This window comes from Methylobacterium sp. WCS2018Hpa-22 (genome assembly GCF_031843785.1).
Lineage (GTDB): Bacteria > Pseudomonadota > Alphaproteobacteria > Rhizobiales > Beijerinckiaceae > Methylobacterium.
In genome coordinates this window covers 47980-68174 of record NZ_JAVTJA010000012.1, presented here as the reverse complement: position 1 = coordinate 68174, position 20195 = coordinate 47980, and the positions used below count along the sequence as shown (strand labels likewise).

Genomic DNA, 20195 nt, shown 5'->3' with positions numbered 1-20195 from the left:
CTCATGGGACGAAGATCTGCATCAGGGGGCGCTCGTAGCGGTCCTTCACCCGCCGCACCCATTCCTCGCCATCCGTGTAGTCGAGCACGTGAATGAGCAGGCAGCCCGTGTCGGAATCGTACTGGACCCAGAGGGTGCCGGGCGTGCCGGTGAGGATGATCGATAGGATCGCGAGACCGAACGGCTCGCGCATGTCGAGGGGAATCGTGACGAAGCCGGTCCGCCGCTCGCCGCCGCGAAGCCCGAGGATGATGCGGGCGACATCGATGTTCGAGCGCACCATGTCGTAGAGCACGATCACGGCGAGCCGCGCGAGGGTGCCGGGCGCCCGCACCCGCACCGAGGGAGGCCGTAGCGCCAGCATGACGGCCGGAACCGTGAGGCCGACCAGCAGCGCCAGCAGGACGTTGCCCGGTGAGAGCGGCGCGTTCAGGAGCAGCCAGGTCGCGGCGAGGCAGGCCGACAGGATGGGGTAGGGCAGGAGGCGGCTCACGATCCACCGCCTTCCCGGGTCGGCCCGAGGACGGCGCGAACGTAATCCTGCGGCTGGGCCAGCCAGCGCACGGTCTCGTCGGCATAGGCGAGGGCCGGGCCGCCCCAAAGGGCGAGCGCCACACAGGCGGCGAGCAGGCCGGCGAGAGCGGTGAATTCCGAAAGGCGCAGGACCGGCGGCGGGTCGTCGCTCGGAACCCAGAGGTTCTTGATCCCGAGCCGCACCATCGGCATCAGCGTGGCGAAGCTCGACAGGGTCAGCGCGGTGATGAGCCACCAGGCGGACGCGGTCATCGTGCCCGTGGTGAGCCCCGTGAAGATCGCGAGCTTGCCGACGAACCCGGAGAGCGGGGGAACCCCCGCCAACATCAGCGTGCAGACGAGGAAGCCGCTCCCGAGGAGCGCCACCGCAGCGGGGATCGCCCGGCCGATCTCGGTGGCGTCGGCATCGTCGAACGGGTCGCGGTACTCGTCGGCGAAGACGGCCTGGGCGGCCTCCAGCGGGTCGCGGCCGCGCTGCAGGATTTCGGCGAGCAGGAACAGGGCACCCGCCGCGAGGGTGGAGCCGAGGAGGTAGTACAGGGCCCCCGAGAGCGCCCGGTCACTGCCGCTCCCCAAGGCCGCCAGCACCGTGCCCGACGAGATCATCACCGCATAGCCCGCCGCCCGCGTGAGGTCGCGCGCGGCGAGGATGCCGATGGCGCCATAGGCCATCGTCGCGAGACCGGCGGCGAGGATCCAGGTCTGTCCGAACCCCTCCGACAGTCCCGCGCCGAACAGAAGCAGGCTCAGGCGCACCACCACGTAGATGCCGACCTTGCTCAGGATCGCAAGGATCGCGGCCGCCGGCGCACTCGCTGCCGCGTAGGTGGTGGGCAGCCAGAACCCGAGCGGCCAGGCGCTGCACTTGATCAGGAAGGCGATGCCGAGGATCGCGCAGCCGATCTCGAACAAAGCGAGTTCCCCTGCCTCCGGCGCCGCGAGCCGCCGGGCGAGGTCGGCCATGTTGAGGGTTCCCATCGTGCCGTAGATGAGGCTGACGCCGACGAGGAAGAACAGCGAGGCGACGAGGTTGACCGCGATGTAGCCGAGGCCGGCCCGTATCCGCGTCTCGCCCGATCCGTGCAGGACGAGACCGTAGGAGGCGGCCAGCATCACCTCGAAGAACACGAACAGGTTGAACAGGTCTCCGGTGAGGAAGGCGCCGTTGACGCCCATCAGCAGCAGGAGGAACAGGCCGTGGAAGCGCGGACCCGCCCGGCCCCAGCGGGCGAAGGAGAAGACCAGGGCGCATAGGCCCAGCACGCTGCCGAGCGCCAGCATCAGGGCCGAGAGCCGGTCTGCCACCAGCACGATGCCGTAGGGCGCGGCCCAGTTGCCGAGGCGGTAGATCTGCGCGGCCTCGCTCGCGCGCCAGACGAGGATGAGGGATATGCCGAGGAGGGCCAGCACCGTGGCGAGGCTGAGCGCCCCTTTCAGCCGACTCCGGCGCTCGTCCATGAGGAACATCGCCCCGGCCACCGCGATCGGCAGAACGATGGGCAGGACGACAAGATGGTCGGTCCAGTCGCTGACCAGGGGGGCATTCAGAACCGTGGCGTTCATGGATGCGGGTTCTCTGGATTCGGCTCCGCCAGATGCGGCTCGCGGCCGTCCACATGGTCGCTGCCGGTGATGCCGCGGGCGGCGAGCAGCACGACGAGGAAGAGCGCGGTGAGCGCGAAGCCGATCACCAGGGCGGTGAGGACCAGGGCCTGCGGCACCGGATCGTCCACGGAGACGATGTCGGCCCCGGCTCCGAGCACCGGCGGGGCGCCCACCGTCAGCCGGCCCATGGCGAAGATGAACAGGTTGACGGCGTAGCTCAGCAGCGAGATGCCCAGCACGACCTGGAAGGTGCGGGGACGCAGCATCAGCCAGATGCCCGAAGCGGCGAAGACGCCGATCCCCAGGGACAGCACGATCTCCATCAGGCGGGCTCCTTCTCGACGACCCGCTCCACCCCCGCCTCGGCGGGGCGGGTGCGCCGCAGGGATTGGTGAGCCAGGGCGACGAGCATCAGCGCGCTCGCGCCCACCACCAGCACCATGATCCCGAGATCGAACAGAAGCGCGCTCGCCATCGGGACCTTGCCGAGCAGAGGCGGCTTCCAATAGGCGAAATAGGCGGTGAGGAACGGACGCCCGAACAGCCAGGAACCGGCGCCGACCGAGACGGAGACCAGCAGGCCGATGCCGATCCACGAGATCGGCTGGATCCGCAGCCGCTCTTCGACCCACTGCGCGCCCTGAGCCATGTATTGCAGCATGAAGGCGATGGTGAGCGCGATGCCCGCCGCGAAGCCGCCCCCCGGCAGGTCGTGGCCGCGCAGGAACAGGTGCAGCGCGAGGAGGACGATGAAGGGGAACAGCCACGTCATCACCACGCGCGGGACGAGGAGAGCATCGGCGGTGGTGTCGCCGAGCTCGCGGCCCTCGCGGGCATCGTCATAGGCGTCGTGGTTCACCTGCTGCTTGGGAGGACCGAGACTGTCCGAGGCGGGGCGGAAGCGCCGGAGAAGCGCGAACACCGTCAGGCCGACGATGCCCAGCACGCAGATTTCGCCCAACGTGTCGAAGGCCCGGAAATCCACCAGCAATACGTTGACGACGTTGCGTCCGCCCGCCTGCGGGTAGGCCTCCTCGATGAACCAGCGGGCGATCCCGTCGACGGCGGGCCGGGTCATCACCGCGTAGGCTAGGCCGGCGAGCCCGAGGCCGGCAAAGGCGGCGATGCCGAGATCGATCATCCGTCGACGGCGGGACCGCGTCTTCTCCCAAGCCGGCGCCGGAATTGCCGCGTCGCGCTTGGGCAGCCAGCGCAGGCCCAGCAGCAGCAGCACGGTGGTGACGATCTCCACCAGGATCTGCGTCACCGCGAGATCCGGGGCGGAGAGCCAGAGGAAGGTGAGGCTGCTCACGAGGCCCGCCCCGCCGACGAAGATGGCGGCGGAGAGCCGGTGGTACTTCGCCCGCTCCGCCGCGCCGATGGCGCAGGCCGCGCCCACGAGCCACATCAGCGCGAAGGCCGGGTCGAACTCCGTGGTCTTGCCCGGCGCGAACAGGTCGAGCCCCCGTGCGGCTCCCGTCACCAATGCGGCCAGGAGCACGGTGAGGAAGAGAATGCGCAACTGCGCCTGGAGCCGCTCGGCGCCGAGCCCGGCTTCCAGGCGCCGCGCGCCGTTCACGAGGCCGGTCATGGTCCGCTCGAACAGCCAGCCGCCGTCGATCCGGTCCATCAGCCAGGGGCCGCCGCGGGGATTGGTGTTGATTCGCCGCCCGAACGCAACGTAGAGCGCGATGCCGCCCAGCAGCGCCACCATGCTGAGTGCAAGCGGCGCGTTGAAGCCGTGCCAGATGGCGAGGTCGTAATCGGGGGTCCGCTCGCCGAGGACCGCCCGGACCGCGCCTGCGAGGAGGGGACCGATCGTCAGGTTCGGCACGAGGCCGATGGCGACGCAGACGAGGACCAGCAGCTCGATCGGGATGCGCATCCAGCGGACCGGCTCGTGGGGCGCGTGCGGCAGGTCGTGCGGGGCGGGTCCGAAGAAGGCCTGCCGGATGAAGCGCACGGAATAGAGCATGGTGAAGGCGCTCGCCAACGTCGCCAGCACCGGCAAGGCGAGATTGAGCAGGTGGCCGTCCGCGTTGTCGACCGCCTCGGCCAGGAACATCTCCTTCGACAGGAAGCCGTTGAGGAGCGGCACACCCGCCATCGCGGCGGCGGCGACCATCGCCAACGTCGCCGTATAGGGCATGGCCCGCCACAGACCGCTGAGGCGGCGCATGTCGCGCGTCCCGGTCTCGTGGTCGATGATGCCCACCGCCATGAACAGCGAGGCCTTGAACGTTGCGTGGTTCACCGTGTGGAAGATCGCCGCCACGACGGCCAGCGGCGAATCGAGGCCGAGGAGCAGGGTGATCAGCCCGAGATGGCTGATGGTGGAATAGGCGAGCAGACCCTTGAGGTCGTGCTGGAAGATCGCGCTCCACGCGCCCACCAGCATCGTGATCATGCCGGCGGTGCCGACGATCCAGTACCAGGCCTCGGTGTTCGCCAGCACCGGCCAGAACCGGATCATCAGGAAGATGCCGGCCTTCACCATGGTGGCTGAATGCAGGTAGGCGCTGATCGGCGTCGGTGCCGCCATGGCGCGCGGCAGCCAGATGTGGAACGGGAACTGCGCCGACTTGGTGAGCGCGCCGGCCAGCACCAGAACCAGGGCCGGCACGTAGAGCGGATTGTTGCGGATCGCGTCGCCCGAGGCGAGCACCGCCGAGAGGTCGTAGCTGCCGACGATCTGCCCGATGAGCACCAGACCGACGAACAGGCAGAGGCCGCCGGCCGCCGTGATGGTCAGCGCCATCCGCGCGCCGTCCCGTGCGGAGGCGTTGTCGGACCAGTAGCCGATGAGCAGGAACGAGACGATGCTCGTCAATTCCCAGAAGACGAAGAGTTGGATCAGGTTGCCCGAGAGCACGATGCCCAGCATCGCACCGACGAAGGCGAGGAAATACGAGAACAGACGCGGCACCGGGTCCGCTTCCGCCATGTAGTAGCGCGCATAGAGGACCACGAGCGCGCCGATCCCGAGCACCAGGACGGCGAACAGCCAGGATAGCCCGTCGAGCCGCAGCACGAGGCGGACGCCCAACGTCGGCAGCCAGTCGACCGCCCAGATGACGGGGTCCGGGCCTGCGATGGCGGGGTAAAGGAGCCCGATGCAGGCGAGGCAGGTCACCATCACGACACCCGCAACGATCGCGGCGGCGTTGCGTGCGTGGCCCGGCAGGCAGATCGCCACGACGCTGCCGAGGAAGGGCAGGATGGCGGCGATGGCGAGGAGCAGGTGGGGCGGCATCGGCTCGGGCAATACCCTCGTTGGGCGGGAGCGCCCTCCATGGGGTGCGGGGGCGTCCGGCGAAACCAGGAGCGGGGCGCTCGCGCGGGTCGAGTGCGGTATAGGACGCAACATCAGACGTGGCGAGGGCGGAGAGCGCCAAGATTCCGTAGAATCCCCGCGACATCTCTCCGGTCATGGTCTGGCCCTGCCGAGATAGAGCCTTGCTCGTTCAATGCCCGATATCGCGAGGACAGGTATGTCAGGTCGAAGGATGGCCTTCCATCCGCGCCCGGAACGTGGCGGCCTCCGCGCGCAGCCATTCGGTCGTGGCTTGTACGCTGGGTTTCGAGAGGCCTGCCTCGCTGGTGATGAGATGGTAGATATGGCCGTCCAGAACCGGCCCGAACGGCTGGACGAGTTGGCCCGCCGCCAGTTCCGCTTCCACGAGGGCGAGGCTCAACAGGGCGACCCCCTGGCCCGCGACCGCGGCCTGGATCGCGTGCCCCTCGTCGGAGAAGCGGATCTGGCCGGGCCGGGATGGACAAGGCAATCCCGCGCGATCGAACCAGGTTTCCCAGGTCGGGTTCAGCGGATGCTTCCTTCGCCAACGGAAATGGATGAGCGGCGCGGCTTCAGGATCGTCGCCCGTTAGGTCGTCGAAGGCGATCTTGCGGAGGAGAGGGTTGACCACAGGCGCGAAACGATCGGCGAACATCGCCTCGGCGGAGAGGCCCGGATAGGGGCCGCGCCCGTAGCGAATGGCGAGGTCCGCGCCGGCGGCATCGAGATCGATGGCGTCATCCGAGGCCAGCAGATGCAGGTCGATATCCGGATGGAGAGCCCGGAAGCCGGACACCCTCGGGACCAGCCATTTCGCCGTGAACGCGCTCGTGGCGGTGATGGTGATCTGTACGCGGCTCCGCACTCGCGTCAGGCGGGCAATGGCGGCTTCGAAGGCATCGAACCCCTCGCGCAGGACAGGGTATAGCTGGAGACCGGCCTCGGTCAGCATCACCTGGCGGACCCGTCTCTCGAAGAGGCTCAGTCCGATATTCTCTTCGAGGCCGCGGATCTGGTGACTGATCGCGGTTGGCGTCACCGCGAGCTCGGCCGCCGCAAGCTTGAAACTCCCGTGTCGTGCCGCGGCTTCGAAAGCACGCAGAGCGCCGAGCGGCGGTAGGCGGCGTCGCAGACCGAGATGAGATCCGCTCATCCATCACCCGAGGATTTGGAGTTTGTCGCGCTCCGGATTCGAGCCCACCTCTCCGCCATCGGAGCGGCTGGGGCAAGATGGGTTCATGCCGCTTTCCCGTCCATCGAAAGCGAGACGACCATGCTGGAACGCATCATCACGCAGCCCGACAATTATGAGCCTTTCCTGCTGTCGCAGGGCATTCGGTATGGCGGCCTTCTCTTCGTCTCCGGCCAGGCCGGGGCGGATGATGACGGGCGGATCGTCGACGGTGGCTTCATGGCGCAGGGCGAGCAGGCCTTCTCCAACCTCCGCAGGGTGTTGGAGGCTGGCGGATCGAGCCTGAAGGACGTGGTGAAGGTGACGATCTTCGTCACCGACATGGACCACTTCCGGGACGTCGTGGCATTGCGCGGCCGGTACTTCACCGCGCCCTATCCCGCCGACACCATCGCCGAGGTCAAGGCGCTCTACGATCCCCGGGCCATGATCGAGATCGAGGCCATCGCGGCCGTCAGCGTCAGGAGTGCTTGAGGTGGATGCGCTGGCGACGATGCCGGATCCCGACGCCCTGCGCCGTCTCCTGACGCCGTCGGCCATCGGACCGATGGCGCTTCGGAACAGAATGGCGGTCGCCCCGATGACGCGGGTCAGCGCCGGGTCGGATGGCCGTGCGACGCAACGCATGGCGGATTACTATGCCGCCTTCGCGACCGGTGGCTTCGGCCTCGTCATCACCGAGGGCCTCTACACCGACACGGCGCATTCTCAGGGTTACCTGTTCCAGCCGGGTCTTACCGACACCGGACAGTGCGATGCCTGGAAGCCGATCGTCGAGGGCGTGCATGGGCACGGTGCGAGGATCATCGCACAGCTGATGCATGCCGGGGCCCTCTCACAGGGGAACGCGTTCCGGACCGGGACCAGGGGACCTTCGGCGGTGAGGCCCAAGGGCCGGCAGATGATCTTCTATCGCGGAAGCGGTGAGTATCCGATCCCCGATGCCATGTCGGAACCGGACGTCAGGGCCGTCGTGATCGGCTTTGCCGAGGCGGCGGTTCGGGCACGGGATACGGGCTTCGACGGTGTCGAGATCCACGCGGCGAACGGCTACCTCCTGGACCAGTTCCTCAGCGAGGGAACCAACCTGCGCCAGGATCGCTACGGCGGCGACGTCGTCCGGCGGATGCGCCTCATCGTCGAAGTCGTGGATGCCGTCCGGAAGGCTGTCGGGCTCGATTTCGTGGTGGGCCTCCGCATCTCCCAGGGCAAGGTCAACGACCTCACGCATAAATGGAGCGGGGGCGAGGACGAGGCCGCTGCCATCTTCGGTACGCTCGGCGGCCTGGCCATCGATTATCTGCACACGACAGAGCATGAGGCGTGGCAGCCCGCCTTCGAGGCGACGGCAAGTCTGGCGGCTCTGGCCAAGCGCCACGGCCGTCGACCCGTGATTGCCAATGGTGGTCTTCATCGGCCATCGCGGGCGGCCGGTCTCATGGCTGCTGGCGAAGCGGACTTCGTGTCTCTCGGACGCGGAGCTCTCGCCAATCCGGACTGGCCGCGCCGCGTAGCGGGAGGACTTTCCCTCGATGAGTTCGACGGCGCGCTCCTATCCCCCATCGCCGATCTCGAGAATGCCGAGGCCTATCGGCGGCGCTCCGCCGCCACCCCCGATTGAGACCGAAACGACCCTGGGCTCCGGTGTCCCTCGATGGCCGGCCTATTCCCGTCGGCGCGATACCGGCTTGCTGAGATAGGCCGAGCCCGCGAGGAGGAAGCGCCAGGGGGTGTCCGCCCCGCGCGTGATGCCGATGCGGCGGTCGGCCAGGATCTCCGGCGTCGCGTCCCGTCGCTCCAGCTCGAAGGGCGGCCGGTCGAGGGGAAGACCGTCCTGCAGGCTCGTCACCGCCAGGGCCTGACACAGGCGGCCCGGTCCCGCGCAGAGGAGGCGGAGGGCGTCGAGCCCGCGCCGCTCGCGCATGGTCTCGATCCCCTCCTTCGGCTCGATTGCGCGGATCAGTACCGCGCTCCCCGGTTCGCAGACGAGGTTGAGGCACCAATGCATGCCGTAGGAGCGGTAGACATAGGCATGGCCCGGCGGCCCGAACATGCTGGCATTGCGCCGGGTCGGCCCGTTGAAACTATGGGAGGCCGGGTCGCTCCGGTCATAGGCCTCGGTCTCGACGACGAGCCCGCCGATCCCAGAGACGAGGAGGCGGCATCCGATCAGGTCGGAGGCGACCGCCGCCGCCGGCCTCGCATAAAAATCCGCCCCGAGGCTCACGGCTTGCCCGAGGCTCACGGTTTGGCGGAACCGCCATCCAGCACGCGGGCGATGCCGTCCGGCCCGAGTTTCAGGGCCACGCGGATTGCGCGTTCGACGAAGGCCTGAGGCGTCAGCCCGCCGAGTTTGGCCGCTCGCGACACGTCGAGGCCGAGGCCGAGATCGATCGCCACCGGCGTCGTGCGGGGGGCAGGGGCCGGCGCTTCCGCCGCCACGCCCGGAGGAGGCACCACCGCCGGGACGGCGGGGGACGGAACCGGTTCGCCGGCCGGAGCGAGACCGAGGGCCTGCCGCCGACCCTGCGCCGCCAGCCGGTCGGCGCGCTCGTTGCCGACATTGCCGGTATGGCCCCGCACCCAGGTCCACTTCACGTCGCGGGCGGCGTTGAGGGCGTCGAGCTCCTGCATCAGCTCGACGTTCTTCACCGGCCCGGTGCTGGTGCGCCAGCCCTTCGCCTTCCAGCCTCGCATCCATTCGGTCACCGACTTGATGACGTACTGGCTGTCGCAGCGCATCTCGATCGCCGACCCGGCGGGGAAATGCGACAGGGCCTTGATTGCCGCCGTCAGTTCCATCCGGTTGTTGGTGGTGGCGCGGTCGCCGCCGCAGAGCTCGATCTTGCCCTCCGGTCCCTCGATCACCACGCCCCAGCCCCCCGGGCCCGGGTTCGGATCACAGCCGCCATCGGCATAGGCGACGGCGCGGGCGAGGGCGGGCTTCGTGGTCGTCATGACGCTGATCTCATGTCCGGGGCAGCGGGGCCCCTAGCACAAGGCGCAGGGTCAGGGCGATTGCGGGGGCGCACCTGCGGGCCGGATCTCGTAATGGATCGGCTTGAAGGCATTGTTGTTCGATTGCAGAGCCGAGCAGGCGGTGAGCCCGATGATGAGGTCGGTTTCGGCCTCGAAGGTCACTCGGTCGCCGGCCCGGCTGAGGGGCGGCTCGACCTTCAATTCCCCGGTCTCGCCGTTCACCACGACGTTCATGAACACGTTGAAGGCCACCGGGATACGGTCCGGTTCGATGCCGTAGGGCGCGAGCGCGGCAGCGAGATTGCCGAAACAGCCGTGGTGCGGATGCGTGTCGCCGTAAATGATGCGGAAGGTGTCCGCAGAGCAGGGGGTCAGCAGGAAATCGTGCCGCCCCACCGTATCCTCGACGATGCGCAGCAGGATGTTCGAGCGATTCGAGTAGATCGGGTCGCCCGTCGTCAGGTAGATGCGGCTGGCGTAATCCAGGGTCCGGCCCGACGAGATCACCTCCTCGCGGTCGGCCGCGGAGAAGGCCAGAAGATCGGCGACCTGCTCGCCGTTCGGGTCGATCACAGTGAGGCGGTCGCCCTTGGCGAGCACGAAGGCGACGCCACTGCGGGGCGCGATCTCGTGGCGTCGGACCGGGGGGAGGGCGATGTCAGGCGGCATCGCGGCCATCCCGAAGAGCGGAGTCGCCGGCCCTGGTCCCAGTCTCGCGCCCCCTGAACGGGCAGACCCAATCTCCTTCGACGGCGCGGCCGCTGTATTGGCGCGCTTCCGATGTCTCGCCATGCCGCGCCAGCATCGGGTTGATCGAGCCGGCAAGGGCTTCATCGCGGGCGAGAATGGCCGAGCGCAGACCCTCGTAACGGCCCTCCGCCCGCAACTGCTCGAACTGAGCGCGGACGTTGAAGACGAGGACGGGGTGGGAAAAGCGGCGGGCCGGACGGCTCGCGCCCGGATGCATGCCGACGAGGAAGAACGCCTCCCCGCCGAAGGACAGGGAGAAATGCGGGTCGTCCGGGTCGGCCTGCACCCGCTTGTCGTAGCGCTGGCCGAGAAAGACGTCCTTGTCGGAGAGGGATTGCACACGCGCCCACAGGTGCCGCTCGAACTCCTCTTCGCTCTGGCGCTGAGACGCTTCGAAGACGACGGCGAAGCTCTGGAACAGTTTCGGGTCGGCCCGGTAGCGGCAGATGAAGGCCAGAAGCGCCGGATAGATCCGCGTATCGTCCCAGCCGGAGGCGATGTCGCGGGCCACGAGAACCTTCAGTTGCCCCTTGGCGAGAGCCGATTTCGCACCGACGCAGGGGAAAGGCTGACTCTTGATGAAGGCGTGAAATTCCTGAGCGAGCGGATGCCCGGCATCGTCGGTGGGAAACAGCATGGTGCTCCGGATCGTCTCTGGTCTGAGCTCCGCAAGCGGACCCGGAGGCCCGCGCTGCGAGGACATGGCCAACCAATCGCGGCAGGGGAGGTTCCGACTCTCGTTGAGCTAGAACGTCGCTGTCCACAGAGTTTCCGGAATCACCAACAGATGAGACCCAGGATCTCGATAAATTAGGATAATCTAGGTCGGTCTTCTTTCGTACATTGTCATGGAGATAAAGGGGTCGTTGTCATGGGACACCTTGACGCTCTCTTGCTACCGCTCCGGCCGTTTGTCGCGTGCTGCTAAATATAGGCGGAAGCCAGCTCCGGTGAATGCGACAGGGCATGGGCAAGCACCTCCAGCGATTGCGTGATCTCGGCGCGGCCGGCGAGTCCTCCGAGGCATATCCGCACCGCTTCAGGCGCTTCTCCTGCGGCGAGGAAGGCGTCGCTCGCCACAGCGCCGATTCCGGCTGCGCGCGCCTGGCTCGCGAAGGCCGAACGGGTCCAGCCTTCGGGCAGGGACAGCCAGAGGTGGAAGCCGGCGGGGTCGGCGGTCACGCCGTGCCGCCCCAGCATCCCGGCGGCGATGCCCTGGCGAACCTGGGATTCCGAGCGGACGAAGGCCAGGATCGCTTCGGCGGTGCCGTCGTTGATCCAGTGCGTCGCGAGAGCCGTGGTGATGGGGGAGGCCATCACCGTCGATGCGCGCAGGGCGGACGTCAGTTGGAGTGCCGCGCGGGCACTGGGGGCCAGCATGTAGGCGAGCCGCAGGCCGGCACCGAGGCACTTGGCGAGGCCGGCCACGTGATAGGTGATCTCCGGCGCAAGGCGGTAGAAACTCGCAACCGGAATCATCGGCACGAAACCGTAGGCGTCGTCTTCGATGATCGCCACGTTGTAGCGTCGCGCCACGGTGACGATGGCCTCGCGTCTCTCCGGCGAGATCGTGATCGTGGTCGGGTTCTGTAGGGTCGGGTTGAGGTAGAGCGCCTTCGGCGCATGACGGGTGCAGGTGGCCGCGAAGGCCGCGGCGTCGATCCCTTCGCCATCCATGGGCAGGCCGACGAGGCGCAGGTTGAGATGAGCGGCGAGCGCCCGCGCGCCGGGATAGGTCAGCGCCTCGCAGCAGATTGTGTCGCCGGGTTGCGCCACGAGGCTCATCACGGCTCCGAGCGCCGCATGGGCGCCGGGGCAGATCAGGAGTCGGTCGCGAGGCGCGTCGAGGCCGCGGCGGCGCAGCCATTCCACCGCCGCGTCCTTGTCGTCGGGCGTCCCGCCGAAACCCTGGTAGCGCAGCAGATTGGCGAGATTCTCCGAGACCGAGGCGAGGCCGCCCCTCATCCGCTCGAGCAAAGCGGGGTCGTCGGGTTCCGGCGGCAGGTTCATGGTGAAATCGACGGGGCCGTGCCGGCGCTCCGGTGCCGCCCTCGGCTGCGTGACGCGGAGCGCCGGTTCGGCGACGAAGGTCCCCTGGCCCACCCGCGCTTCAACGAGCCCCCGACGCTGCGCCTCAACATAGCCGCGCGCCACGGTGGTGAAGTTCAGGTCCAGCCGCTCGGCGAGGACGCGCTGGGGCGGGAGACGCTCGGCGATGGCGAGACGCCCGGTCCGAATATCGTCGGCAATGGCCTCGACGATGGCGAGGTAATGCGGCTTGCCCCAGCGGCGGAGGTCCGGCGTCCATCCCTCCGGCGAGACGAGGAGAGGCAAGGTCGGCCGGGCGGACTTGCCCGATCGGTGGCTGCTGGTCATCGCGAAACCGATCAATATCCATTCAATCCGGTATTGTATGGAAAGCAACCGCCATGCCGCGATATACCGTAAGGTTCTGGATCTGAATTTCCGGTCAATGCATTCAAATAGATCGTGAGTATAGTGTCCATTGTGTCGAGTATGTATGCATCCAATGCTCGCTTTTTAAGCGATCGGCACGCTGGTCAGAGCCTTCGCATTCGACGGACATTGACCGCATGATTGACTGTATCCGTCAGCGCGGATTTGGCTGGATCGAACTCCTCCGGTTGCTGGCATGCGGTTTGCCATCTCCTCATCAGCCGTCGCTGCTCGTGATCGCGGCGGATATCGAGATGACGGGGAGTATTTGCGATGCCAGCCGTGACCGCCGAGCACCATAAGAAGGGCGATTACTTCGTGGATTACGAAGAGAAGGTCTTCGAGGACGTGAAGGCCGAGCCGGGCCAGAAGGCCCTCGTCACCTTCCACACCGTGGCCTTCGAGGGCTCCATCGGCTTCGTGAACCTGCTCCAGGCGACGCGGTTGCTGCGCAAGGGCTTCGAGACCTCCGTCCTGCTCTACGGGCCGGGCGTGACGCTCGGCGTCCAGCGCGGCTTCCCGACGCTCGGCGACGAGGCCTTTCCCGGCCACATGAACATGAACAACCAGATCGTGAAGTTCCTTTCCGAGGGCGGCAAGGTCTATGCCTGCCGGTTCGCGCTGCAGGCGCTCTACGGCCATGGCGAGCCCTCGCTGATCGAGGGCATCCGCCCCATCGCCCCCACCGACGTCCTCGACCTGGTGCTGCTGCACAAGCGCGACAACGCCGTGGTCATCGACACCTGGACGGTCTGAGGCCGGACGACCCTCCCCCTCTGTGGTGGAGGCGGGAGAGGGGCGACCTCTCCGGAGATGGCGCTCCCCTCTCCCGACCCACTTCGTGGGCCACCCTCTCCCGCAGAGGGGAGAGGGAATGCTCGCGGACCATGGCGAACAGGGAACAGGCCGATGTCCGAGTCACGCATCGTGCGCGCCGCCGCCGTCCAGATTTCCCCGGATCTGGAGCGGCCGGGCGGGACGCTGGAGAAAGTGCTCGCCGCGACAGACGAAGCGGCGGGCAAGGGCGCGCGGTTCATCGTGTTCCCCGAGACCTTCGTGCCGTACTACCCGTACTTCTCCTTCATCGCCCCGCCGGCGGCGCAGGGGCCCGAACATTTGCGCCTCTACGAGGGCGCGGTGACCGTGCCGGGGCCGGTGACGCAGGCGGTCTCGGCCGCCGCGCGCCGGCATGGCGCGGTGATCGTGCTCGGCATCAACGAGCGCGACCACGGCTCGCTCTACAATGCGCAGCTCATCTTCGACGCGGATGGGACGCTGCTGCTCAAGCGCCGCAAGATCACGCCGACCTACCACGAGCGCATGATCTGGGGTCAGGGGGACGGTGCCGGCCTCACCGTGGTCGAGACGGCGGTGGGCCGGGTCGGGGCGCTCGCCTGCTGGGAGCATTACAACCCGCTCGCCCGCTACGCCCTGATGGCGCAGCATCAGGAGATCCACGCGGCCCAGTTCCCGGGCTCCATGGTCGGGCAGATCTTCGCCGACCAGATGGAGGTGACGATCCGGCACCACGCCCTCGAGGCCGCCGCCTTTGTCGTCAACGCCACCGGCTGGCTCACCGAGACACAGATCGCCAAGATCTCTCCCGACGAGCGGATGCGCGGGGCCCTGCGCGGCGGCAATTGCACCGCCATCGTCTCGCCTGAAGGCAAGCACCTCGTTCCGCCGATGACGGAGGGCGAGGGCATCCTCGTCGCCGACATGGACATGGCGCTGGTCACCAAGCGCAAGCGGATGATGGATTCGGTCGGCCATTACGCCCGCCCCGAACTCCTCAGCCTCAACCATGACGCACGTCCCGCCCGCACGGTGGTGACCACGCCCGCATCGGACATCCCGCATCCCCGGAGCACCGACCATGAGCGACTCTCCGCTGCTGACCTCCCCGGCCGCTTCCTCGCCGGTGCCGTCCCCGGTCTACCAGGGGATGCCGACGGAGCGCCTGATCAACGCGCTCCAATCCTACGGAGTCAGGTTGGCTGACACTCGCGCCGGGGTCGCCAGCCGCCGGGGCGGGGCCGGTCCCTCCGACCACAAGGCGATGACCATCGCAGGCCGCACCGTGATGGTGCCGGTCCATACCGCGGGCGCCTTCGACTCGCCCTATCTCGTGCGCCGGCCGGATGCCGACGGGTCGAGCCTCATCGAGCATGACGGCACCGTGATCGGTCGGGTGACGTTTCCGGGCAAGCCCCGGTTCTACGGGCTCCAGACCCTCGACGGGGTGCCCTATTCGAAGATCGCCGTGCTGCACGGGCGCGACGTGCTCGCCACCACGGTGCTGCAGACCTGCATCCGCTACCAGAGCCGCACCAAGACCTGCCAGTTCTGCTCCATCGGACAGTCGCTCGCGGCCGGGCGAACCGTCGCCCATAAGACGCCGCAGCAACTCGCGGAGGTCGCCCGCGCCGCCGTGCTCCTCGACGGCGTCAAGCACATGGTGATGACCACGGGCACGCCCAACGCCACCGACCGAGGGGCGGCAGTTCTCTGCGAGAGCGCCTTCGCGGTGAAGGCGGCGGTGGATCTTCCGATCCAGGCCCAATGCGAGCCGCCGGACGACGACCGCTGGTTCGCCCGGCTGAAGGCGTCGGGCGTCGATGCGCTCGGCCTGCATCTCGAGGCGGTGACCCCGGAGGTCCGGGCGCGAATCATGCCCGGCAAGGCGAGCGTGCCGCTGGACCGCTATTTCGACGCTTTCGCCGCCGCCGTGCCGGTCTTCGGCAAGGGCCAGGTCTCGACCTACATCCTCGCCGGTCTCGGCGACACGGCGGAGGCGATCCTCGCCATGGCCGAGCGCCTGATCGGCATGGGAGTCTACCCGTTCGTGGTGCCGTTCGTGCCGATTTCCGGCACGCCGCTGGAGGACCATCCCGCCCCCTCGCCGGATTTCATGCATTCCGTGCTCGAGCCGCTCGCGGCGATGCTGGTTGGGGCGGGTTTGCGCTCCACCGACATCAAGGCCGGCTGCGGACGCTGCGGCGCCTGCTCGGCGCTGTCCACTTACGAGCGGTGAGCTGGACGATGTTCGAGCCCGTCCCCGCCTACCGGTCGAGCCATTTCCGGATCAAGTTCGCCACCGCGCCCTGGGAGCGGGACGGAACGGCCGCCCTGCGTCGCCAGGTCTTCTGCTTCGAGCAGGGGATCTTCGAGGGCGACGACCGCGATGCCATCGACGCGGCGGCGGTCCCGATCTGCGCCCTCTCGACCCTGGGCGGCGCTCCGGACGTCGTCGTCGGCACCGTGCGCATCCACGAGACGACCGACAATCCCGGTGAATGGTGGGGCTCGCGCCTCGCCGTGGCGCGGGATCACCGCCGGATCGGTGCCCTCGGCGCCGGCCTGATCCACGTGGCGGTGGCCTCCGCCCATGCGCGCGGATGCACGCGCTTTCTCGCCCATGTGCAGAGTGCCAACGCGGTCCTGTTCCAGGCTCTGCACTGGACGAGTCTCGCCGAGATCGAACTTCATGGGCGGCCGCATCACCTGATGCAGGCCGATCTCGCCCATTACCCAGCCATGGCGGACCCGGAGCACGGCCTCGTCACCCTCCTGAAACAGGCGGCGTGAGCATGGGCCAGATACAGTCCCTTGCCGAGATCGCGCGACATCTCCGAGACGGGCGCGGCCTCGCCCATAAACGCGACATCGACGCGGTCATCGGGCGGCTCGGCCTGGGCGACCGTGCGCTCGCCGTGCCCCTGGGCGACGATTGTGCCGCGATTCCCGATAGCGACGGCTACCTCCTCCTCGCCATCGAAGGGTTCATGGATGGGTTCGTCGCCGACGATCCGTATTTCGCCGGCTTCTGCGGGGTGATGGTCAATGTCAGCGACATCGCGGCCATGGGCGGACGCCCGATCGCCGTGGTCGACGCCCTGTGGAGCCGCGACCAGGCCCATGCCGACCCCATGCTCAGGGGCTTGCGGGCGGGGGCGGAGACCTTCGGCGTGCCCATCGTCGGCGGCCACAGCAACACGCGCAACGCGGGCGAGCATCTCGCCGTGGCCATCCTGGGCCGTGCGAAGACATTGCTCACCAGCTTCGACGCCCGGCCCGGCGACAGCCTCGTGGCGGCGATCGACCTGCGCGGCGCCTTTCGCGGTCCGCACCCCTATTGGGACGCGGCCAGTGCCGCACCGGCCCTTCGCCTGCGCGGCGATATCGAACTGTTGAGCGGCATCGCCGAGGACGGGCTCGCCAAGGCGGCCAAGGACATCAGCATGGCCGGCCTCGTCGGTACGGCGCTGATGCTGTTCGAATGCTCCCGCGTCGGCGCGTCGATCCGGCTGGACCGCATCCCGCGCCCCGAGGGGATCGACCTCGTTCGCTGGCTCACCGCCTTCCCGAGCTTCGGCTACCTGCTCAGCGTTCCGCCCGGGAATGTCGAGGCGGTGCTGGAGCGCTTTACGCAGCGGGGGATCGCGGCCGCCGCCATCGGCGGCATCGATGCGAGCCGTGTCGCCACCCTCGCCGACGGTGAGGACGAGGCCGTCATCTGGGATTTCGCGGCCGGTCCCCTCATCGGTTGCGGGCAAGGGGAGTGACGCGAATGGGTGAGCCGCTTCGCATCGCCATCCTGGCGCATTCCACCAATCCGCGCGGCGGGGTGGTCCATGCCCTGGCCCTCGGCGAGGCGCTCGTCGCCCTCGGCCACGAGGCCGTGGTCCATGCGCCGGACCCTTCGGGCAGCGGCTTCTTCCGCCGGGCCGCCTGCCCGGTGACCTCGGTCGCCGCACGGCCGGTCTCGGGCTCCACGGTAGAGCTCGTGCGCATCCGCATCGAGGATTACCTGCGCCATTTCGCATCGCCGGCGGCCTGCGACTACGATGTCTTCCATGCGCAGGACGCCATCAGCGGCAATGCGCTTGCCACCCTCGCGCGCCGCCGCCTGATCCCCGGCTTCGTGCGGACGGTCCATCATGTCGACCTCTTCTCCGACCCCCAGCTCGCCTATTGGCACGACCGGGCGATCTTCGACGCCACCGCCCTCCTGTGTGTGAGCAGCCTCTGGCAGGGCGCACTGACGCGGGATTACGGTCTCGACGCGCTCAATGTCGGCAACGGTGTCGATACCGGCGCCTTCGGCCCCGCGCCGGGGGAGGGGGATGCGGCGCTCCGTGCGCACTGGGGCCTCGGTGACGGTCCCGTGCTCCTCAGCGTCGGTGGGTTCGAGGAGCGCAAGAACACCCTCGCCATCATCGAGGCCTTCGCGCGTTTGAGGGGTGAGCGACCGGACGCGCAGCTTCTCGTCGTCGGCGGTGCCTCGCTCCTCGACCATTCCGGCTACCAGGCCCGGTGCCGGGCCGCGCTCGACCGGAACGGCCTCACCCTCGGCCCCGGCCGGGCGGTGGTGGAGACGGGACCGGCGCCTCAGGCGGCGATGCCGGCCTTCTATCGCCTGGCCGACGCACTGGTCTTCCCCTCGCTGAGGGAAGGCTTCGGCCTCTGCGTGCTGGAGGCGATGGCGAGCGGAACGCCCACCCTCGTGTCCGACCGGCCACCCTTCACGGAATATCTGACGACCGGAGACACCGTGTTCGTCGATCCCGAGGACGAGGGTGCGATCCTCGAGGGCCTGCGCGCAATCCTCGAACCGTCCCTCCGCGGCCGGTTGGCGAGAGCAGGGATCGCTGTCGCCGAGGCCCATTCCTGGCGCGCCTGCGCCGAGAAGCACGAGTCCGCCTATGCGGCGCTCGCCGCCCGCAAGCAGGAGATGTCGGATGCCTGAAATGCATTTCCACGTGCGCTGGCCGGATGGCCGGCGCGAGGCCTGCTACTCGCCCTCCCTCGTCATCAAGGAGCATTTCGGAGTCGGCGAGACCTACGCCCTCGACGAGTTCGTCGCCCGCAGTCGGACGGCGCTGACCATCGCCAGCCAGCGGGTGGAGGCGCGCTACGGGTTTCCCTGCAGCCTCGCCCTCGGGCAGCTCGCGCGGATCGAGGCCGGTGCCAGGGCGCTCGCCGCGTTGCCCGATGCCCGCGTGCGGGTCGAGGCCTTCGAGGAATAGCGGACCGAGCCTGAAGGACGCCCCATGGACCAGATCCTGACGCCCCCCTCGCACCATTCCGTCATCGTCGTCGGCGGTGGCCAAGCCGGATTGTCGATGAGCTATCAGCTCCGGCAGCACGGCATCGACCACATCGTGTTCGAGAAGAACACCATCGCGCATGCCTGGAAGACGCAGCGCTGGGACAGTTTCTGCCTCGTCACGCCGAACTGGCAATGCCAGCTGCCGGGCTTCCCCTATCCGGGTGCCGAGCCGCATGGATTCATGCCGAAGGACGAGATCGTCCGGTACATCGAGGCCTATGCCCGGGCGATCGAAGCCCCCGTGGCAGAGGGGGTGACCGTCACGTCGATCCGCCGCCGCGCGGACGGCGGGTTCGCCGTGGCCACGAGCGGTGGCGATCACACGGCCGACCAGGTGGTGATGGCGATCAGCGGCTATCACGTGCCGTCGATCCCGGCCTTCTCCGCGCGGCTGCCCGCCGGATTGCGGCAGATCCACTCCTCGACCTATCGCAATCCGGGTCAGATGGCGGACGGTGCGGTGTTAGTGGTGGGCTCTGGCCAGTCCGGCTGCCAGATTGCCGAAGATCTTCATCTGGCGGGCCGCAAGGTCCATCTCGTGGTCGGCAGTGCGCCGCGCTGCCCGCGCACCTATCGTGGGCGCGACGCCGTCGATTGGCTCGCCGATATGGGCCAGTACGACCTCCCCGTGGAGAACCACCCGCTCAAGGAGGATGTCCGGCGCAAGGCCAACCACTACCTCACCGGCCGCGACGGCGGCCGCGACATCGACCTGCGCCGTTTCGCCCTGGAAGGCATGAGCCTCCACGGCCGCCTCGACTCCATCGACGGGCCGGTGCTCCGTTTCGCCGACGATCTGAGCCGGAACCTCGACAACGCGGATGCAGTCTATACCGGCATCCAGGGCGCCATCGACAGGCACATCACCGCCAAGGGGATCGATGCTCCCGAACAGCCGCATTACACCCCGCTCTGGGCGCCGGGACCTCACGCGCCGAGCCTCGATACCAAGGCGGCCGGGATCGGCAGCGTGATCTGGGCGACGGGCTTCCGCGCCCATTACAGCTTCATCGACGCCCCTGCCTTCGACGGGCGCGGCCTGCCGATTCACACGCGCGGCGTGACCCCGGTGGATGGGCTCTACTTCGTCGGCCTGCCCTGGCTCCACACCTGGGGCTCCGGCCGCTTCTCCGGCATCGCGCGGGATACAGAGTATTTGGCGGAGCGGGTGGTGGATATGCGGGCGAAACGCTCTGTCGGGGAGCCCCTTTCGATGGCGAGTTGAGGCAACAAAAACCGCCTCCATCGAGTCACCCGGACCATTGCGTACG

At 68.3% G+C, this 20195-nt stretch carries 20 protein-coding genes; 10 read left to right on the top strand and 10 right to left on the bottom strand.

All coding sequences use genetic code 11. The annotated features are described in order from the left end of the window. Nucleotide 1: 1 nt before the first annotated feature. The 5 genes from RQI43_RS16660 to RQI43_RS16640 form a co-directional block, all read right to left on the bottom strand. A complete protein-coding gene (locus tag RQI43_RS16660; RefSeq protein ID WP_311275871.1) occupies nucleotides 2–493 on the bottom strand; it encodes a Na+/H+ antiporter subunit E in 492 nt (163 codons plus the stop codon). Next, on the bottom strand, nucleotides 490–2097 hold the full coding sequence (locus RQI43_RS16655; protein ID WP_311275870.1) for a monovalent cation/H+ antiporter subunit D: 1608 nt from the start codon (nucleotides 2095–2097) through the stop codon (nucleotides 490–492). The genes RQI43_RS16660 and RQI43_RS16655 overlap by 4 nt, the downstream gene beginning before the upstream one ends. Beyond that, nucleotides 2094–2462 (bottom strand): Na+/H+ antiporter subunit C, encoded by a 369-nt coding sequence (locus tag RQI43_RS16650; protein ID WP_018041828.1) that lies wholly within the window; start codon nucleotides 2460–2462, stop codon nucleotides 2094–2096. The genes RQI43_RS16655 and RQI43_RS16650 overlap by 4 nt, the downstream gene beginning before the upstream one ends. Further along, on the bottom strand, nucleotides 2462–5392 hold the full coding sequence (locus RQI43_RS16645; protein ID WP_311275869.1) for a monovalent cation/H+ antiporter subunit A: 2931 nt from the start codon (nucleotides 5390–5392) through the stop codon (nucleotides 2462–2464). The genes RQI43_RS16650 and RQI43_RS16645 overlap by 1 nt, the downstream gene beginning before the upstream one ends. 241 nt (nucleotides 5393–5633) lie before the next feature. Further along, nucleotides 5634–6587: a LysR substrate-binding domain-containing protein gene (locus RQI43_RS16640; protein WP_200930129.1), complete on the bottom strand. Its 954-nt coding sequence runs from the start codon at nucleotides 6585–6587 to the stop codon at nucleotides 5634–5636. Nucleotides 6588–6707: 120 nt separating this feature from the next. Between RQI43_RS16640 and RQI43_RS16635 the strand changes: the two genes are divergently transcribed. Beyond that, a complete protein-coding gene (locus tag RQI43_RS16635; RefSeq protein WP_056427882.1) occupies nucleotides 6708–7100 on the top strand; it encodes a RidA family protein in 393 nt (130 codons plus the stop codon). Nucleotide 7101: 1 nt separating this feature from the next. Next, nucleotides 7102–8247, top strand: coding sequence for an NADH:flavin oxidoreductase (locus RQI43_RS16630; RefSeq protein WP_244478111.1), 1146 nt, complete (start codon nucleotides 7102–7104; stop codon nucleotides 8245–8247). Nucleotides 8248–8289: 42 nt separating this feature from the next. Here RQI43_RS16630 and RQI43_RS16625 read toward each other — a convergent pair whose 3' ends face one another. The 5 genes from RQI43_RS16625 to RQI43_RS16605 form a co-directional block, all read right to left on the bottom strand. Beyond that, entirely contained in the window at nucleotides 8290–8853 is a 564-nt protein-coding gene (locus RQI43_RS16625; RefSeq protein WP_311275960.1) for a DNA-3-methyladenine glycosylase, read from the bottom strand. A 14-nt stretch (nucleotides 8854–8867) separates the two neighbouring features. Further along, nucleotides 8868–9584 (bottom strand): ribonuclease HI, encoded by a 717-nt coding sequence (rnhA, locus tag RQI43_RS16620; protein ID WP_056427876.1) that lies wholly within the window; start codon nucleotides 9582–9584, stop codon nucleotides 8868–8870. A gap of 51 nt (nucleotides 9585–9635) precedes the next feature. Beyond that, nucleotides 9636–10283 carry an urea carboxylase-associated family protein gene (locus RQI43_RS16615; RefSeq protein ID WP_311275868.1) on the bottom strand — a complete coding sequence of 216 codons (648 nt, stop codon included), beginning with the start codon at nucleotides 10281–10283 and terminating at the stop codon, nucleotides 9636–9638. Continuing rightward, the gene (gntA, locus tag RQI43_RS16610; protein WP_056427872.1) at nucleotides 10264–10992 is read right to left on the bottom strand and encodes a guanitoxin biosynthesis heme-dependent pre-guanitoxin N-hydroxylase GntA; all 729 of its coding nucleotides are present in this window, start codon (nucleotides 10990–10992) and stop codon (nucleotides 10264–10266) included. The genes RQI43_RS16615 and gntA overlap by 20 nt, the downstream gene beginning before the upstream one ends. 287 nt (nucleotides 10993–11279) lie before the next feature. Further along, complete coding sequence (locus RQI43_RS16605; RefSeq protein ID WP_311275867.1) at nucleotides 11280–12731, bottom strand: PLP-dependent aminotransferase family protein; 1452 nt, start codon at nucleotides 12729–12731, stop codon at nucleotides 11280–11282. Nucleotides 12732–13085: 354 nt separating this feature from the next. Between RQI43_RS16605 and RQI43_RS16600 the strand changes: the two genes are divergently transcribed. The 8 genes from RQI43_RS16600 (at nucleotide 13086) to RQI43_RS16565 (ending at nucleotide 20149) form a co-directional block, all read left to right on the top strand. Continuing rightward, complete coding sequence (locus tag RQI43_RS16600) at nucleotides 13086–13568, top strand: MSMEG_0572/Sll0783 family nitrogen starvation response protein (RefSeq protein ID WP_056427869.1); 483 nt, start codon at nucleotides 13086–13088, stop codon at nucleotides 13566–13568. 153 nt (nucleotides 13569–13721) lie between these two features. Then, the gene (locus RQI43_RS16595; RefSeq protein ID WP_311275866.1) at nucleotides 13722–14813 is read left to right on the top strand and encodes a Nit6803 family nitrilase; all 1092 of its coding nucleotides are present in this window, start codon (nucleotides 13722–13724) and stop codon (nucleotides 14811–14813) included. Beyond that, nucleotides 14758–15846 (top strand): MSMEG_0568 family radical SAM protein, encoded by a 1089-nt coding sequence (locus RQI43_RS16590; RefSeq protein WP_311275959.1) that lies wholly within the window; start codon nucleotides 14758–14760, stop codon nucleotides 15844–15846. Before RQI43_RS16595 ends, RQI43_RS16590 begins: the two co-directional genes overlap by 56 nt. A gap of 8 nt (nucleotides 15847–15854) precedes the next feature. After that, nucleotides 15855–16400 carry an MSMEG_0567/Sll0786 family nitrogen starvation N-acetyltransferase gene (locus RQI43_RS16585; RefSeq protein ID WP_311275865.1) on the top strand — a complete coding sequence of 182 codons (546 nt, stop codon included), beginning with the start codon at nucleotides 15855–15857 and terminating at the stop codon, nucleotides 16398–16400. 2 nt (nucleotides 16401–16402) lie between these two features. Then, on the top strand, nucleotides 16403–17377 hold the full coding sequence (locus RQI43_RS16580) for a sll0787 family AIR synthase-like protein (protein ID WP_311275864.1): 975 nt from the start codon (nucleotides 16403–16405) through the stop codon (nucleotides 17375–17377). 5 nt (nucleotides 17378–17382) lie between these two features. Further along, entirely contained in the window at nucleotides 17383–18561 is a 1179-nt protein-coding gene (locus RQI43_RS16575) for an MSMEG_0565 family glycosyltransferase (RefSeq protein ID WP_311275863.1), read from the top strand. Next, entirely contained in the window at nucleotides 18554–18841 is a 288-nt protein-coding gene (locus RQI43_RS16570) for an MSMEG_0570 family nitrogen starvation response protein (protein ID WP_056427847.1), read from the top strand. The genes RQI43_RS16575 and RQI43_RS16570 overlap by 8 nt, the downstream gene beginning before the upstream one ends. 24 nt (nucleotides 18842–18865) lie before the next feature. Next, a complete protein-coding gene (locus tag RQI43_RS16565; RefSeq protein ID WP_311275862.1) occupies nucleotides 18866–20149 on the top strand; it encodes an MSMEG_0569 family flavin-dependent oxidoreductase in 1284 nt (427 codons plus the stop codon). The last annotated feature ends 46 nt before the right edge of the window (nucleotides 20150–20195 follow it).

Coding starts and splice junctions, on each gene's coding strand:
- RQI43_RS16640 (WP_200930129.1), bottom strand. CDS start 6,587: ATGAGCGGATCTCATCTCGGTCTGCGACGCCGCCTACCGCCGCTCGGC.
- RQI43_RS16570 (WP_056427847.1), top strand. CDS start 18,554: ATGCCTGAAATGCATTTCCACGTGCGCTGGCCGGATGGCCGGCGCGAG.
- RQI43_RS16655 (WP_311275870.1), bottom strand. CDS start 2,097: ATGAACGCCACGGTTCTGAATGCCCCCCTGGTCAGCGACTGGACCGAC.
- RQI43_RS16645 (WP_311275869.1), bottom strand. CDS start 5,392: ATGCCGCCCCACCTGCTCCTCGCCATCGCCGCCATCCTGCCCTTCCTC.
- RQI43_RS16615 (WP_311275868.1), bottom strand. CDS start 10,283: ATGGCCGCGATGCCGCCTGACATCGCCCTCCCCCCGGTCCGACGCCAC.
- RQI43_RS16595 (WP_311275866.1), top strand. CDS start 13,722: ATGTCCGAGTCACGCATCGTGCGCGCCGCCGCCGTCCAGATTTCCCCG.
- RQI43_RS16565 (WP_311275862.1), top strand. CDS start 18,866: ATGGACCAGATCCTGACGCCCCCCTCGCACCATTCCGTCATCGTCGTC.
- RQI43_RS16585 (WP_311275865.1), top strand. CDS start 15,855: ATGTTCGAGCCCGTCCCCGCCTACCGGTCGAGCCATTTCCGGATCAAG.
- RQI43_RS16575 (WP_311275863.1), top strand. CDS start 17,383: ATGGGTGAGCCGCTTCGCATCGCCATCCTGGCGCATTCCACCAATCCG.
- RQI43_RS16635 (WP_056427882.1), top strand. CDS start 6,708: ATGCTGGAACGCATCATCACGCAGCCCGACAATTATGAGCCTTTCCTG.
- RQI43_RS16590 (WP_311275959.1), top strand. CDS start 14,758: ATGCCGACGGAGCGCCTGATCAACGCGCTCCAATCCTACGGAGTCAGG.
- rnhA (WP_056427876.1), bottom strand. CDS start 9,584: ATGACGACCACGAAGCCCGCCCTCGCCCGCGCCGTCGCCTATGCCGAT.
- RQI43_RS16650 (WP_018041828.1), bottom strand. CDS start 2,462: ATGGAGATCGTGCTGTCCCTGGGGATCGGCGTCTTCGCCGCTTCGGGC.
- gntA (WP_056427872.1), bottom strand. CDS start 10,992: ATGCTGTTTCCCACCGACGATGCCGGGCATCCGCTCGCTCAGGAATTT.
- RQI43_RS16605 (WP_311275867.1), bottom strand. CDS start 12,731: ATGACCAGCAGCCACCGATCGGGCAAGTCCGCCCGGCCGACCTTGCCT.
- RQI43_RS16600 (WP_056427869.1), top strand. CDS start 13,086: ATGCCAGCCGTGACCGCCGAGCACCATAAGAAGGGCGATTACTTCGTG.
- RQI43_RS16580 (WP_311275864.1), top strand. CDS start 16,403: ATGGGCCAGATACAGTCCCTTGCCGAGATCGCGCGACATCTCCGAGAC.